This is a genomic window from Streptomyces lichenis, from assembly GCF_023218175.1.
In the GTDB taxonomy this organism is placed as follows: Bacteria; Actinomycetota; Actinomycetes; order Streptomycetales; family Streptomycetaceae; genus Streptomyces; species Streptomyces lichenis.
The window spans coordinates 39407-53172 of record NZ_JALPTH010000040.1; the positions used below are offsets into that span (position 1 = coordinate 39407).

12 protein-coding genes are annotated in these 13766 nt (G+C 75.7%); 4 read left to right on the forward strand and 8 right to left on the reverse strand.

Going from position 1 to position 13766, the window contains the following annotated elements:
• Positions 1–36: 36 nt before the first annotated feature.
• The 4 genes from M1O15_RS29070 to M1O15_RS29085 all read right to left on the reverse strand — a co-directional run bounded on the left by M1O15_RS29070 (position 37) and on the right by M1O15_RS29085 (position 4007).
• Entirely contained in the window at positions 37–450 is a 414-nt protein-coding gene (locus M1O15_RS29070; protein ID WP_248637198.1) for an ankyrin repeat domain-containing protein, read from the reverse strand.
• 31 nt (positions 451–481) lie between these two features.
• Complete coding sequence (locus tag M1O15_RS29075; protein ID WP_248637199.1) at positions 482–1294, reverse strand: polyprenol monophosphomannose synthase; 813 nt, start codon at positions 1292–1294, stop codon at positions 482–484.
• 600 nt (positions 1295–1894) lie between these two features.
• The gene (locus M1O15_RS29080) at positions 1895–3544 is read right to left on the reverse strand and encodes an amidohydrolase (protein ID WP_248637200.1); all 1650 of its coding nucleotides are present in this window, start codon (positions 3542–3544) and stop codon (positions 1895–1897) included.
• A 22-nt stretch (positions 3545–3566) separates the two neighbouring features.
• Positions 3567–4007, reverse strand: coding sequence for an Lrp/AsnC family transcriptional regulator (locus tag M1O15_RS29085; protein WP_248637201.1), 441 nt, complete (start codon positions 4005–4007; stop codon positions 3567–3569).
• Positions 4008–4211: 204 nt separating this feature from the next.
• Here M1O15_RS29085 and M1O15_RS29090 point away from each other — a divergent pair, with 204 nt between their 5' ends.
• A complete protein-coding gene (locus M1O15_RS29090) occupies positions 4212–4637 on the forward strand; it encodes a hypothetical protein (protein ID WP_248637202.1) in 426 nt (141 codons plus the stop codon).
• Between the two features lie 529 nt (positions 4638–5166).
• Here M1O15_RS29090 and M1O15_RS29095 read toward each other — a convergent pair.
• Together M1O15_RS29095 and M1O15_RS29100 are read right to left on the reverse strand one after the other, a co-directional pair.
• Entirely contained in the window at positions 5167–6342 is a 1176-nt protein-coding gene (locus M1O15_RS29095) for an acyl-CoA dehydrogenase family protein (RefSeq protein WP_248637203.1), read from the reverse strand.
• A 256-nt stretch (positions 6343–6598) separates the two neighbouring features.
• Complete coding sequence (locus M1O15_RS29100; protein ID WP_248637204.1) at positions 6599–6745, reverse strand: SCO1431 family membrane protein; 147 nt, start codon at positions 6743–6745, stop codon at positions 6599–6601.
• A gap of 337 nt (positions 6746–7082) precedes the next feature.
• Here M1O15_RS29100 and M1O15_RS29105 point away from each other — a divergent pair, with 337 nt between their 5' ends.
• On the forward strand, positions 7083–8846 hold the full coding sequence (locus tag M1O15_RS29105) for a hypothetical protein (RefSeq protein ID WP_248637205.1): 1764 nt from the start codon (positions 7083–7085) through the stop codon (positions 8844–8846).
• Positions 8847–8871: 25 nt separating this feature from the next.
• Here the strand turns inward: M1O15_RS29105 and M1O15_RS29110 are convergent, their stop codons facing one another.
• A complete protein-coding gene (locus M1O15_RS29110; protein ID WP_248637206.1) occupies positions 8872–11103 on the reverse strand; it encodes an ATP-binding protein in 2232 nt (743 codons plus the stop codon).
• 370 nt (positions 11104–11473) lie between these two features.
• Between M1O15_RS29110 and M1O15_RS29115 the strand changes: the two genes are divergently transcribed.
• Both M1O15_RS29115 and M1O15_RS29120 read left to right on the forward strand, forming a co-directional pair.
• Positions 11474–11695, forward strand: coding sequence for a hypothetical protein (locus M1O15_RS29115; protein ID WP_248637207.1), 222 nt, complete (start codon positions 11474–11476; stop codon positions 11693–11695).
• Between the two features lie 43 nt (positions 11696–11738).
• Positions 11739–12215 carry a hypothetical protein gene (locus M1O15_RS29120; RefSeq protein WP_248637208.1) on the forward strand — a complete coding sequence of 159 codons (477 nt, stop codon included), beginning with the start codon at positions 11739–11741 and terminating at the stop codon, positions 12213–12215.
• Positions 12216–12270: 55 nt separating this feature from the next.
• On the opposite strand, the gene M1O15_RS29125 is transcribed toward M1O15_RS29120, so the two are convergent.
• The gene (locus M1O15_RS29125; RefSeq protein ID WP_248637209.1) at positions 12271–13725 is read right to left on the reverse strand and encodes a C39 family peptidase; all 1455 of its coding nucleotides are present in this window, start codon (positions 13723–13725) and stop codon (positions 12271–12273) included.
• Positions 13726–13766 lie beyond the last annotated feature (41 nt).

Here is a 13766-nt window from a genome sequence, read left to right on the forward strand (position 1 = left end):
CTGGTCGTACCGGCGTAAGAGGGCCGGGGCAGGGGATCAGCGGGTGGCGGCGAGCAGCAGCTTCGCGGTCTCCGGGTGGGGGCCGGCCTCGGCCCACTCCAGCGGGGTGCGCCCCTGGCCGTCGTCCTCGCGGAGGGCCGGATCGGCCCCGTACGCCAGGAGTGCGCGTACCGCCTCGGTGTGGCCCCAGCAGGCGGCGGCGCACAGGGGGGTGCCCTCGGAGCCGGGGCCGGCGCTCTCCCGGTCGGGTGAGGCGCCGGCCCGCAGCAGCAGGCCGGCGGTCTCGGCGTCACCGTGCACCGAGGCGGCGTAGAGGGCGGTGGTGCCCTGGGTGTCGGCCGTGTCCGGGTGGAGCCCGGTGCGCAGCACCGCCCGCACGGTGGCGGGGTCCTCGCTCCCCGCCGCCCAGACCAGTCGGCCGGCCAGTTTCCTCCGCAGCCGGCTCTTCACGCCGCCCCCCTTGTCCGTCCGTGTGCCCGGGTCAGCGGCCGGGCTCGCCGGGCTCCCGGGGCGGGCGGCCGGAGCCGTCCTGGCCGCCGCGGCCGAGCAGCTTCCCGGCGCGGGAGCCGACGCCCCAGGCGGTGACCCGCCAGAGCGCCTCGACCACGATGTCCTTGCTCATCTTGGAGTCGCCGAGCTCGCGCTCCACGAAGGTGATGGGCACCTCGACCACGTGGTAGCCGGCGGTGACCGCGCGCCGGGCCAGGTCCACCTGGAAGCAGTACCCCTGGGAGGCGACCTCCTCCAGGCCCAGGCCCTCCAGGGTCTCCTTGCGGAAGGCCCGGAAGCCGCCGGTCACATCGCGGATCGGGACGTCGAGCAGCAGCCGGGAGTAGGTGCTGCCGCCCCGGGAGAGGATCTCGCGGTGCTTGGGCCAGTTGACCACCCGGCCGCCCGGCACCCAGCGGGAGCCCAGCACCAGGTCGGCGCCCTTGAGCGCGGTCAGCAGCCGGGGCAGTTCCTCGGGCTGGTGGGAGCCGTCGGCGTCCATCTCGACCAGCACGCCGTAGCCCTGCTCGATGCCCCAGCGGAAGCCGGCCAGATAGGCGGCGCCCAGGCCTTCTTTGCCCTGGCGGTGCAGGACGTGGACGTGGTCGTCCTCGGCGGAGAGCTCGTCGGCGATCTTGCCGGTGCCGTCGGGGCTGTTGTCGTCCGCCACCAGGATGTGGGCCTCGGGCACCGCCTCGCGCACCCGGGTGACGATCGGCGTGATGTTCTCGGCCTCGTTGTAGGTCGGGATGATCACCAAGGCTCTGCCGAGCGGCCCGAAGCGCCTCTGGTCACCGTCGTTCACTGCTGCCCCTCACGTCCGTACACGGATGACCACCATAGCGAGCCGCGGGCGGGGCCGGGTGGGCGGCGGCCGGGTGAGGGGAGGCGGAGCCCGCGGGCCGGGCGCCGGCGGGCGCCCATGGGGCCCGGAGTCCTTCGGGCCGACCTGGCGCCCGCTGGCTGCGGGTCGACCGAAAGCCGTTGTCTACTGAACGTCCGGGCCCCACCCGGGTCCGCACGCTCCCCCGCGCTCCGGGAACGCGCCCAGGAGCGGGAGGGACACCCTTCCGGCTCTCACCGGACCCGCTCACAAGGCGAGCGCGCTGGACCTGGCTCCCAGTGGCGGCGCGCCGGGTCGGCGTGCCACCCCATGGCCCAGCGGCACTCGACGACCGCGGGAACGGTCCGGCCGGACGGATGTCCTGGAGTGGACCCGGCCGAAACTACCCGTCCGCGACCGCGCGCTGTCAATACCCGAACCACCCGGTGGACGGCCGCTGAACAGCAGGTCACCGCGGATGGGTGGCGGATCGGCGGGGAAGATCCGCAGGTCGCACGGGCCCCGGCGGGCCGCCCGACGGACTCGGGCCGGAGTGCGGGCGGCGTCCGGAAAGCGCGTGCCTCACTCGTTCGGTCGTACGAAGACGGTCCGTCCGCCGACCACGGTCCGCAGGCAGACCGGCAGCTCCGCGCCGGGGGCCAGGTCAGGCAGTCCCGGGGTGCCGGAGCGGGGGTCGGTGGACCAGCGGGCGACCCGGTCGTCCGGCGCCTGGACCAGCAGCTCCCCGGTGCGCCAGACCGCGTAGTCGGCGGGGGCGCCGGGGACGAGGACCCCGGCGTCGTCGCGCCCGGTGGCCCGCCAGCCGCCGCGGGTGTGGGCGGTGAACGCGGCGCGGACCGAGATCCGGTGCTCGGGGGTGCGGTGGAAGGCGGCGGCCCGGACCGAGCCCCAGGGGTCGAGCGGGGTCACCGGGCTGTCGGAGCCGAAGGCGAGCGGCACCCCGGCCCGCAGCAGCGCCGCGAAGGGGTTGAGGGTGCGGGCCCGCTCCGCGCCGAGCCGCTGGGCGTACATCCCGTCCTCGCCGCCCCAGGCCGCGTCGAAGGCGGGCTGGACGGAGGCGGTGAGGCCGAACTCGGCGAAGGCGGCGATCGTCCGGGGGGTGAGCATCTCGGCGTGCTCCACCCGGTGCCGGGCGGCCCGGATGCGGGCCAGGCCCACCGTCTCGGCGGCCCGGCGCACCCCTTCGGTCACCGCGGTCAGGGCGGCGTCGCCGATGGCGTGGAAGCCCGCCTGGAGGCCCGCCTCGGTGCAGGCGGTGACATGGGCGGCGACCGCCGCCGCGTCCAGGTGGGCGACGCCGGTGCCCGGGCCGTCGGCGTACGGCTGGTGCAGGCAGGCGGTACGGGAGCCCAGGGAGCCGTCCGCGAACAGGTCGCCGGCCGCGCCCAGGGCGCCCAGCTCCCGTACCCGGTCCGCGTCCTTGGCGCCGGTGACCGCCTCGGCCCAGTAGCCGACCACCCGGGGGCCCGGCTCACGTCCGGCGAGGGCCAGCAGGGCGGTGAAGTCCTCCTCGTCGGAGATCTCGGGCCCGCCGCACTCATGGACGGTGCCGATGCCCTGGGAGGCGGCGTGGGCCAGTGCGGCCCGCTGGGCCTCGGCGCGCCGGGCCGGGGTGACGGCGGCGTGCGCGGCGGCGCGTACCGCGTGGTGGGCGGCGCCGGTCAGCGGGGCGCCGGGGTGGAAGCCGTCCAGCGCGGTGACGCCGGGGACCAGGTCCAGCAGGGCGGTGGTGGCCACCGCCGAGTGGACGTCGATCCGGGGCAGGTACAGCGGCCGGCCGCCGGCCGCCTCGTCCAGTTCGGTACGGGACGGGGGCCGCCCCTCCGGCCAGCGGGAGGCGTCCCAGCCGTGGCCCAGCAGCACCCGGTCGCCCGGGCGGCCCGCCGCGTACGCCCGTACCGCCGCCAGCGCCTCGGGGAGCGTCCGGGCGGCCGAGAGGTCCAGGCCGGTCAGCGCGAGCCCGGTGACGGTGGTGTGCACATGGGCGTCGGTGAAGGCGGGCGCCACCAGCGCGCCCCGGAGGTCGACCACCTCGTCCACCCCGCCGGCGAAGGCGTCGGCCGCCCCCTCGGAGCCCACCCAGGCGACATGGCCGCGCTCGACCACCATGGCGGTGGCGAACGGGCCGGCAGGGCTGTGGACTTCTCCACCGCGCAGCAGCACGGTGCGGTGCCCGGGGTCGGCGGACTCGGACTCGGTCGTGGACGTCATGGACCAAGGTTAGGTTCGCGGCTCAGACGCGCGGCGGACGGGCCTCGTAGGGGGTGGAGAGCACGACCGTGGTACGGGTGGAGACACCGGCCTGCGAGCGGATGCGGGTGAGCAGGTGCTCCAGCTCCAGCGGCGCCGAGACCCGCACCTTGAGGATGTAGTTCTCCTCGCCGGCCACACTGTGGCAGGCCTCGATCTCATGGATGTCGGCGAGCCGTTCGGAGATGTCGTCGGGGGCGCTGGGATCGAAGGGTTTCACCGAGATGAACGCGGTCAGCGGCAGCCCGACCGCCTCCGGGTCCACCACGGCGGCGTAGCCGCGGATGACACCGCGCTGCTCCAGCCGGCGCACCCGCTGGTGCACGGCCGAGGTCGACAGACCGGTGGCCTTGCCCAGGTCGGTGTAGCTCATCCGCCCGTCCTTGACGAGCAACTCCACGATCTGACGATCCAGCTCCTCCATGCGGTCAACCTATTGCCCCGGACCGCCCCGGGCACAGCCGGAGGGGGTTTCGGAGCGCACCTGCGAGCGGCATGTGACCAACGCCACAGGACTGTGGACCGTGCGGGCCGTGACCGGATGGTTATTCGCGCGGGCGGAAGGGAATTGCTTGCTGTGGTCGTGACCGCGTGAGCCCGGTCGGCCCACCCGAGGGGGAGATTCTCCATGCAGGAGCCTGTTGATTCCGTCGTGCCGCTTGAGGACGACGAGCCCGACACCTATGGCGCGAACGCCTACGACACGTTCGAGATGTTCCGGGTGATCTGCCCGGACTGCGCCCAGCCGATCGCGCTGCTGGCGGACGAGGAGGTGCTTCCGGAGCACGCGCTGTGTCCCTCCCCGTGGAACCCGTTCGTGCTGACCGTCTGCGCCGGCACCGGCCGGGCCGCCGCGGACGCCCGGCCGGCCGACCACACCAAGGAGCCGGTGGAGCAGGAGACGGCGCTGCTGCTGACCCTGCCGCAGGGCCTGGACTGGCGGACCCAGCCGTTCTCGCATGTGGGCGGCCCCGGCTCCCGCCCGGTGAAGGCGGTGGCCCCGCTGCGGCCGCTGCACCGCGCCACGCCGCCGGAGGTACGGCGCGCCGCCTGACCCCGCCACCGGCATCCCCACCGCCCGGCCGCTCCCCTCGGGGCGCGGCCGGGCGGTGCCGTATGCGCCGGGAGGCTCCCGGTGAGGCGGGGAGGGCGCGAACTGGCGGCCGAATCCCCGGGGCGGTGACCCGCGGGGGCCGCCCCGCGTTGGCCCGGTATGAGCCTGCTGGACTCGACCTGCCCGGCCATCGGCTACGGCACCGCCCGGTTCCCCGCGCCCCCGTCGGACGAGAGCCGAACGGAAGAATCGGTTCCGCGTCCTGGGGAGGCTCGGGGGAGGCCGGGTCCCGGACAGGCTTCAGAGAGGCCGGGCCCCGGGGAGGCCGGAGAGGGGCCGGGTCCCGGGCAGGCTGCTGAGCGGCCGGGTCCCGAGGCGACCCGTGAGAGGCCGGCGGCGTCGGCCGATCCGCCGATCTACCGGGCGCTGGTCCGCCAGTGGGCGAGCGGCGGGCGGACCGTGCCGGGGCGGCCGGACCAGGAGTGGGTCCGGCTCACCGCACGGCCGGTGAGCGCGCCCGGGAGCGGGCTCAGCGGATGGTCTCCGGGCCCGCGAGATGGCGGGCGATGACCATCCGCTGGATCTGGTTGGTGCCCTCCACGATCTGGAGCACCTTGGCCTCCCGCAGATAGCGCTCGGCGGGGAAGTCGGCGGTGTAGCCGTATCCGCCCAGCACCTGCACGGCGTCGGTGGTCACCCGCATCGCCGCGTCGGTGCAGAACAGCTTGGCCATCGCCGCCTGGCGGGAGAACGGGGCGCCCTCGTCCCGCAGCCGGGCCGCGGCCAGGTAGAGGGAGCGGCCGGCCTCGATCTGGGTGGCCATGTCGGCCAGCATGAAGCGCAGGCCCTGGAAGTCGGCGATCGGCCGGCCGAACTGGCGGCGGTCGGTCGCGTACGCCACCGCCTCGTCCAGCGCGGCCTGGGCGACGCCGATGGCGCAGGCGGCGATGCCGAGCCGGCCGGAGTCCAGCGCGGACAGCGCGATGGAGAAGCCCTGGCCCTCCTCGCCGATCCGCCGGCTGTCGGGCACCCGCACCCCGTCGAAGTGCACCTGGGCGGTCGGGGAGCCCTTCATCCCCATCTTCTTCTCGGGGGCGGCGGCCGACAGCCCCTCCGCGTCACCGGGCACCAGGAAGGCGGTGATGCCCTTGGGGCCCTCGGCGCCGGTACGGGCCAGCACGGTGTAGAAGTCGGCGATGCCGCCGTGGGTGATCCAGGCCTTGGTGCCGGTGATCACCCAGTCGCCGCCGTCCCGCACCGCCCGGGTGCGCAGCGAGGCGGCGTCCGAGCCGGAGGACGGCTCGGAGAGGCAGTACGCGCCGAGCAGGCCGCCGCCGAGCATGGCGGGCAGGTGCTCGGCCCGCTGCTCCTTGGTGCCGTAGCCGGCCAGCGCGTGGCAGGCGAGGGAGTGCACGCTGACCCCGAGCCCCACGGTGAGGCGGGCGGCCGCCAGCTCCTCCAGGACCTGGAGGTAGACGGCGTACGGCTGGTCCCCGCCGCCGAAGGCGGAGTCGTACGGGAGCCCCAGCAGTCCGGACTCGGAGAGCAGGGCGAAGGTGTCGCGCGGGAACCGGCCGGCGTCCTCTTCCTCGGCGGCACGGGGGGCGATCTCCCCCTGGACGATGTCGCGCACCAGGGCGATCAGATCCCTGGCCTCCTCGGTGGGCAGTACGCGGTCCACCTGCTGCGGGGCGCGGTCGGTCATGGGGGCGCTCTCCTCCCTGTCGGGCGCTGCGGGGGCGCGCGCGAAGGGTTGGGGGCGGCGCCGCCGGAAACCACTGCCGCGTCCGATGCTGCCCTCACGGATCTCGCGAGGGGCTGACCTGCGGCTGCGGGCGCGATGAGTATGCCCGATCGGCGGGCTTCCGTCACGGGTGGAGAGAGATCGTTCCAGGGTGGAACGGAAGCGGGGCGGAAGCGGAACGGAAGGGGCCGCTACCGGGGAGACCGGAGCGATCGCGTCAGAGCAGGCCGACCTGGGACACCAGCATGGCGATCACGGCGACCAGCACCCAGCCGAGGACGTGCTCCAGGATCTGGGGGCCGTCGTCCTTCGGGCCTCCGGTACGGGCACGGGGGGCGGCAGCGGCGGCGGTGGCGGCACTCATGGCTTCTCGCTTCGTCGGCGGGTACGGACGGCGGCCGATACGGGGACGGTCCTTCCGATGGCCCGACCACAGTGACAGCGATGGGCCCGGCGGGGTAGAGACGTGGGTCACGCGCGGGTGAGGGCCGGTGGGGGTCAAAAGGGAGTAATTCCCTTGGGGCGGGGGTGGATTCGCTGGTGCGGTGGGGTGCCCCGGGGCGGGAAGTGTGCCGCACGCCACGTTTTGGGCGCTTCGCCCCGATTGACGAGTACATCGCTGCCGCGGAAAACGTCGTTCCGTCCGGGACCGCGCATGATCGATCTAGGGTGGGGCCGAGGCGGGTCGGCAGGGGGTGCGCATGGGGGCGGGGGCGGAAACCGGGGCGGCGCTGCGGGTGCCGGTCGGCGCGGACGCCGAGCGCTGGGCGAGCCGCGGGGTGCGGCGGCGGGTGCTGCTGGTGGTGCACAACGTGACCTCGGCGGGGCGGCTGCTGGATGTGCTGCCGCTCTTCCACGACGACTTCCGGGTGCAGCTGCTGGTGACCTCGACCGGGTCCTCCGCCTTCCAGGGCGGGATCGCGGAGCTGTTCGGCGAGCTGGAGCTGCCCGTGCTGCCCTGGGAGCAGGCCCTGGGGACACCGGTGGACCTGGCGGTCTCCGCCAGTTTCGGCGGTCAACTTGCAGCGCTTCAGGGGAAGTTGGCCGTACTGTCGCACGGCGTTGGCTACACTAAGAAGCTGGCGACACCGGACACCGGACACCGGACACCGGACACCGGACACCGGACACCGGACACCGGACACCGGGAGCCTGGGGCCGCCCCCACGTTCGGGCTCTCGCCGCAGTGGCTGCTGGCGGACGGCAAGCCCTTCGTGGACGCGTTGGTGCTCTCCCACCCCGAGCAGCGGGAGCGGCTGGCCCGGGTCTGCCCGGAGGCGGTCGGCGCGGCGGTGCTCGCCGGGGACCCCTGCTACGACCGGATGCTGGCGGCACGCCCGTACCGTGACCGCTACCGGCGCGCCCTCGGCGTACGCGGCGGACAGCGGCTGGTCGTCCTCAACTCCACCTGGAACCCGTCCGGTTTCTTCGGCAGCGGCGGCCGGGACGTGCTGCCCGGGCTGCTGCCCCGGCTGGCCGCCGAACTTCCCGCCGACGACTACCGGCTGGCCGCGGTGCTGCACCCCAACATCTGGCACGGGCACGGCCCGGGGCAGCTCCGCGCCTGGCTGGACCGGGCCCGCCGGGCCGGGCTGACCCTGATCGACCCGGTGCGCGGCTGGCGCCAGGCGCTGCTGGCCGCCGACGCGGTCCTGGGCGACTTCGGGGCGGTCTCCTACTACGCGGCGGCGCTCGGCATCCCCGTCCTGCTGGCAGCCGCCGGTCAGGAGGCGCTGGACCCGGAGGCGCCGCTCGCGGAGTTCGTCCGCACCGCTCCCCGGCTCGATCCCTTCGGGCCGCTGCCCGGGCAGCTGGACGCGCTGCTCACCGGTCACCGGCCGCTCAGCGGCCCCGCCGCGTACACCAGTTCCGCCCCCGGCCGTTCGGCGGCGCTGCTCCGCCGGTGCCTGTACGGGCTGCTGGAGCTGCCCGAGCCACCGGGACCGGCCTCCCTGGAACCGCTTCCGTTGCCCCCGTACGAGCCGCCGCTGCGCACCGCGCCGCTCGCCGTGCGCACCTGGGTGCGGGACGGCGGGGAGGTGGTGGTGGAGCGGTCGGCGGAGGTCCCGTACGGGGCGGCGGGGACGGTGCATCCGGCGGTGCACGAGGACACCCGGGACCCCGGCGACCTGGAGTCGGCCGAGGTCATCTGGCGGGACGGGCCGCCGGACGACCCGCGGTTGGGCGGGGCGGCGGGGTGGACCGCGGAGGTGCTGGCCCGGCACCCGCACTGCCGGCTGGCGGCCTATGTCACCGGGCCCGGCGAGTGCGTGGTGCGCGTCCGCGACCAAGGGCCGCTGCGGCTGGCCGCCGGTCCGGGCGCGGACGCCGACCCGGCCGCGTACGCCTCCGCGGTGCATGCCTGGACGGCCGCGGGGCGGGCGCTGCCGCCGGGCGGAAGCGGGCTGCGGATCCGGGTGGCCGGGGCCGCGCACCCCTTCTCCATACGGCCGTACGGCGGGTAGCGCGGGCCGGAAGCCTTGCGCGGTCTCAGTCGGCGGCAGGCCGGCAGCGGTCGCGGAGGTGCGCCAGGTAGGCCAGATGCAGGGTGGCACCCTCGGGGGCGAGCAGGCGCTCGGCGACGGCGATCCGCTCCAGCGCGGCCGGGTCCTCGCCCGCGTCGTGCAGGGTCTCGGCGAGGTCGGTGAGCACCCGGGCCCGGTTGTAGGCCTCGCCCCGGCCGCGCTCGCTCCCGGTGCCGCCGGCGTCCTCGGCGGACGGGGTGAAGAAGGCCAGCGCCGTCTCCAGCAGGGTCCGTGACTCCGCCGGCCGGCCCAGTCCCCGTAGGGCGCGGCCCTGGTGGCGGGTGACCAAGGCCAGCGCCCGAGGCAGGTCCTGGTGGCCGTGCTCCTCCGGGCCGATGGTCCGGTAGATCCGCTCGGCCTCGGTGAAGTACGCGTAAGCCTCCTCGAACTCCCAGCGGTAGAGCCGCAGCAGGCCCTGCAACTCCACGGCGGAGGCCTCGCCGAACCGGTGGCCGGCCGCGTGCTCCTGGGCGACCGCGGCCCGCGCCGCCCGATCGGCCTCGTCCCAGCGCTTGAGTTCGCCCAGGCAGTGGGCGAGCTGGAAGTACAGGGCCCCGGCCATCTCGGCATCACCGGGCGTTTCGGCGCCGGCGGGCGTTTCGGCGCCGGCGGGCGTTTCGGCGCCGGCGCCGGGGGCCGGGCGGTCGGCCAGGGAAGCCGCACGGCGGAGGGCGGGCAGCACCGTGTCCAGATGCCCGGCCTTCAACTGGAGCGGCCAGAGCGCGCGGGCCAGCCGCTGGGCGGTGGCCGGGTGCCGCTGCTCCTCGGCCAGGAAGACGGCCCGGACCAGGTTGTCCACCTCGGCGGTCAGCGCGGCGATACCGGCGCCGGGGCTCGCGTACGACCGTCCGGTGGGCGGTGGCAGATCGACCCGCCAGCTGTTCTCAAGGGCCGCGCGGGCGGCGCCCACCGCCGTCTTCTGTAGTCCTTCGAGGACCCGGGCGACCGCCGCGGAGCACTCGGTGTAGCCGTCCTCCCAGCCCGCCAGCTGCTCCAGCCGGCGGCGGACCGCGGGGCGGAAGCGGTACCGGCCGTCGCCCAGCTCCTCGACGAGCCGCGCCTCCACCGCTTCGGCGAGCGCCCGGGCTGCCTGCTCCTCGGTGGTGTCCGCGGCCATTGCGGCCAGCGGTGCGTCGATGGCGGGCCAGCCGCCGAGGGCGCTGAGCCGACAGACGCGCAGCTGCTCGGGCCCGAGCCGGAGACCGGCCGCCCGTACCGCCTCCCCCAGCGGCCCGGGTCCGGCCAAGGCTGCGGAGGGGTCCTCGGACGGGGTCGCCGGCCGCCACTCACCGAGGCCCAGGGCGGCGGCACGCAGGGCGAGCGCGTTGCCCTGGCACTCCGCCAGCAGGGCCGGCAGCCGGTCCTTGGCGCGGTCCACCGCCTCCCGGCCGGCCACCCGTCCCAGCAGCTGCCGGGCATGGCGGTCCGCCAGCGCGGGCACCGCGATGCTCTCCGCCTCCAGGACGAACCCCGGACCGGAGGTGACCACCACCAGGAACACCTCGGGGGTGGCCGGAATGAGACCCCTCACCTGGGCGGCGGAGGTGACATGGTCGATCACGATCAGGGCGCGCCGCCCCTGGGCCAGCCGCCGGTAGAGCTCCACCCGGCCGCGCTCGGTGGCCGGGACGGCGTCCGGGGCGGCGCCCATCCGCTCCAGCAGCCGGCGGAGGACGGCGGCCGGTTCCGGGCCGTGCTCCTCGGCGCCGTCCCGCAGGTCGAGGTGGATCGAGCCGTCCGGGAAGCGGGCGCTCTGGTCGGCGCCGAAGTGCAGGGCGATCTCGCTGGTGCCGATGCCCGGCGGCCCGTACAGCAGCGCGACCCGGGGGCGCCCGCCGGCCGGACGGGAGGCCTCCCGGCGGAGCTGGCGCAGCACCGCGTCACGGTCGGTGAAGTGCCGGGTGGCGGGCGGCAGTCCGGGCCAGGGCGGCGGCATACTCGGGTCGTCCGGCAGGCTGCGCATCAGCATGGCCCACTGGTGGGCGGCCCGGCCGTCCCCGGCGAGTGCGGGGTGCACCTGGCGCGCCAGCGCGGCGGCCTCCTCCGGCCCGGACGGCAGCGGGACGGGCCGCCCCAGGACCCGGCGCACCTGGGCGCCGGTGGAGATCAGCAACTGCTTGCCCATCTCCCCGAAGGCGCCGTTGCCCACCGAGGTCAGGAAGGCGGTGAGCGCTCCCATGGTGACGATCTCGAACACGACGGCCCCTCCCGTGGTCCGCTGGCCGGACCGGTCCGCTGGTCTGGGCGCACTGTACCGATGCGGTGGGAGGCGCGGAGCGGGGGCGCTCGCCGGGGAGATCGTTTCGCGCCACCGGCGGGGCGGGGAGGCCGCTGCCGGCCATGACCGGGGAGGCCGCCTGCGGCTGCGGCCGGGGGAGACCGCCGGTCGCAGCGGCTGTGGGAAACCGCCGGCGGCTGCGACCGGGAAACCCGCCGGCGGCTGCGGACGCGGGAAACCGCCGGTGGAACTGCCGCTCGGCGGTGCCGGTCGGGCAGCGGGGCCGTATCTAGGCTCCAGGCCCCGGACTCACCGGGACCACCGGGAGAAGAACCAGAAGGAGTACGCCGTGGAGAACCCCACCCGTAAGGCGGCCGCCGCCGCGCTGCTGGCCGCGACCCTGGTCGTCGGCGGCGCCGGAGCGGCGTCCGCAGCGGCGCCGGACGCGTCGGAGCGGATCACCTCGCTGGAGCAGCTGAAGGAGGGCATCGCGCTCGCCGCCGAGCTGGACGAGTCGGCGGGGGTGACCGCCCTGGGCCACGACCCGATCGGCAAGGCCGTCGAGTCCTGATCCGGCGGGGCCCGCGGAGGCGGGAGAGGAACGGAGGAGAGGGGTGAGCAGCGTGGGGAAGGACGAGAGCGAGCGGACCTGGTGCCCCAGCGGGGACGCGCACGCGCCGGAGTCGGTCGTCCTGGGCGTGCGTTCCGGGCAGGACGGGCGGGTGGTCTATCTGGCCGATCCGGTCCCGGCCTCGCAGGTGCTGGGCGCGGTGCCCGAGGGTGTGGAGCCGCGGCGGGTGCTGCGGTTCGCCTCGCACTGCGTCAGCGACTGCGTCAACCGCCGGGGCGGCGACTGCACCCTGGTCGAACGGGTGCTGTCGGCGCCCCCCGCCCCGGACACCGACCGAGTCCCCCGGTGCCATCTGCGGGCGCACTGCCAGTGGTGGTCGCAGACCGGGGTGGCCGCCTGCCGGCGGTGCCCCGCGATCGCCACCCGGCACCGGGCCGGTGACGAGCTGGGCGAGCTGATGGCCGACCCGTCGACCACCCGGGAGCAGCTGGACGCCTGGACCGCCGCCGCGGGCTCCTGAGCCCGACGGCCCGGGCCGCCCCGACGGCACCCGCCGGGGCGGGCCGGACCGGCCGTCAGCGGATGCCGAGGCCGGTGAGCACGCGACGCTGGGCGGCCGTGGCGTTCTGCGGCCAGAAGACATAGGCGATCCCGCCGGAGCCGCCCTTGACCGCGCCGTTGGCGTCGTACCGCTTGGTGCGGAGCCAGATGTTCTCCCACTCAAGGCGCTTGTAGACCCGGCGGACCGCCGGGTTGGACGGGGAGGCGGGGTCGTTGGCGACGATGTCGCCGGTGGAGGTGAGGCCGACCACCGTCATCAGATGGCCCGCCGTGCCGTAGCCGGCGCCGGTCAGCTCCTCCTTGAGGAAGGACTGCGAGGTGATCACCGGGATGCCGGCCCGGACCAGGTCCTCCAGCTCGGCCAGCGACCGCAGCCGGGTGACGACCGCGTTGACGTCCCGGTAGGTGGCCGCGTAGGCGGTGTTGAACGGCCAGTTGCCGCAGCCGTCGTAGGCGTGGTCGAAGGTGCGCCGGGCGGCGTGGCACACCTGGGGGTCGTTGTAGGCCGGGTCCACCCAGGCCAGGTCCTTCGCGGTGGGCCGGCGGCCCCAGAACTCCAGGACCATCTGCGAGGAGGTGGGGCTGCACCAGGCCTCACCGCCGCCGCCGTACTCGGGATACCGCCCGTCGTGGAGGTGCTGCGAGTAGCGCGGGACCGCCAGCTCGCGCCCCGTCCCGGGGGTGGAGGCGGGGACGGTGAAGCGGTCCGGGATGTCGGAGGCCATCGCCCCGGCCCGCCAGACCGTCGGGGTGAGCCCGCTGCCCGGGCGGCGGTGCAGGGTGAGGCGCAGCCGGTACGCGGCCAGCCGCAGGCCGGTGGAGGCGTCGTCCACCGCCAGGGTGTCGGTCCAGACCGTGCTGCGGCCGTCCTTCTGGCCGTCCACCGAGGTACGGGCGATGTCGCCCTCCCCGGCCGCCCAGTGGGCCATCACGTACCAGGGCGTCCGCGTCCCGTCGCCGTACCGCCCCTGGAGCTCCACCGCGAGCCAGGTGCCGGCCGGGGTGTCCGCGTTCCAGGAGGCGATGACCTCGGTCGCCGGGACCGCCGAGGTGTGCTCGGGCGAGGTCCAGCTGGCGTACTCCCAGGTGGTACGGGCGCCGGTGTGCGGGTCGGTGCGGTCCACCCGTCCGGCGGCGGAGGCGATGACCAGCCCGGGACGGTCGCCCGCGACGGCGCGGGTGCCGGCGCGGCTGCCTCCGCACCAGTCGCTGTACGAGGTCCAGAACCGGTTGTCGACCAGGCCTCCGCCCGCCGCGCCGCCGCCGGCGGATGGCACCGGGGGTGAGGCGGATGTGGTGGGTACGGCGGTGGCGGTCGCGGCCCGGGCGGTACCGGAGCCGCCGGGCAGTGCGGTGGCGGCGACGGTGCCGGCCACCGCCAGCGCGGCGGTCAGCAGGGCCCGGCGGGAGGCGGGAGCGGCGGGCTCGCCAGCACCGGAGGGGGCAGAGGGGGCCAGGGGGTCGGTCATACGGTGAATCCCCGATCGGTCGCGGGGGGGACGGAAGCGGG

Excerpts from the sequence above, each read along its gene's own strand:
- M1O15_RS29080 (WP_248637200.1), bottom strand. The coding sequence starts at position 3,544 with ATGACGTCCACGACCGAGTCCGAGTCCGCCGACCCCGGGCACCGCACC.
- M1O15_RS29085 (WP_248637201.1), bottom strand. The coding sequence starts at position 4,007 with ATGGAGGAGCTGGATCGTCAGATCGTGGAGTTGCTCGTCAAGGACGGG.
- M1O15_RS29090 (WP_248637202.1), top strand. The coding sequence starts at position 4,212 with ATGCAGGAGCCTGTTGATTCCGTCGTGCCGCTTGAGGACGACGAGCCC.
- M1O15_RS29095 (WP_248637203.1), bottom strand. The coding sequence starts at position 6,342 with ATGACCGACCGCGCCCCGCAGCAGGTGGACCGCGTACTGCCCACCGAG.
- M1O15_RS29100 (WP_248637204.1), bottom strand. The coding sequence starts at position 6,745 with ATGAGTGCCGCCACCGCCGCCGCTGCCGCCCCCCGTGCCCGTACCGGA.
- M1O15_RS29105 (WP_248637205.1), top strand. The coding sequence starts at position 7,083 with ATGGGGGCGGGGGCGGAAACCGGGGCGGCGCTGCGGGTGCCGGTCGGC.
- M1O15_RS29125 (WP_248637209.1), bottom strand. The coding sequence starts at position 13,725 with ATGACCGACCCCCTGGCCCCCTCTGCCCCCTCCGGTGCTGGCGAGCCC.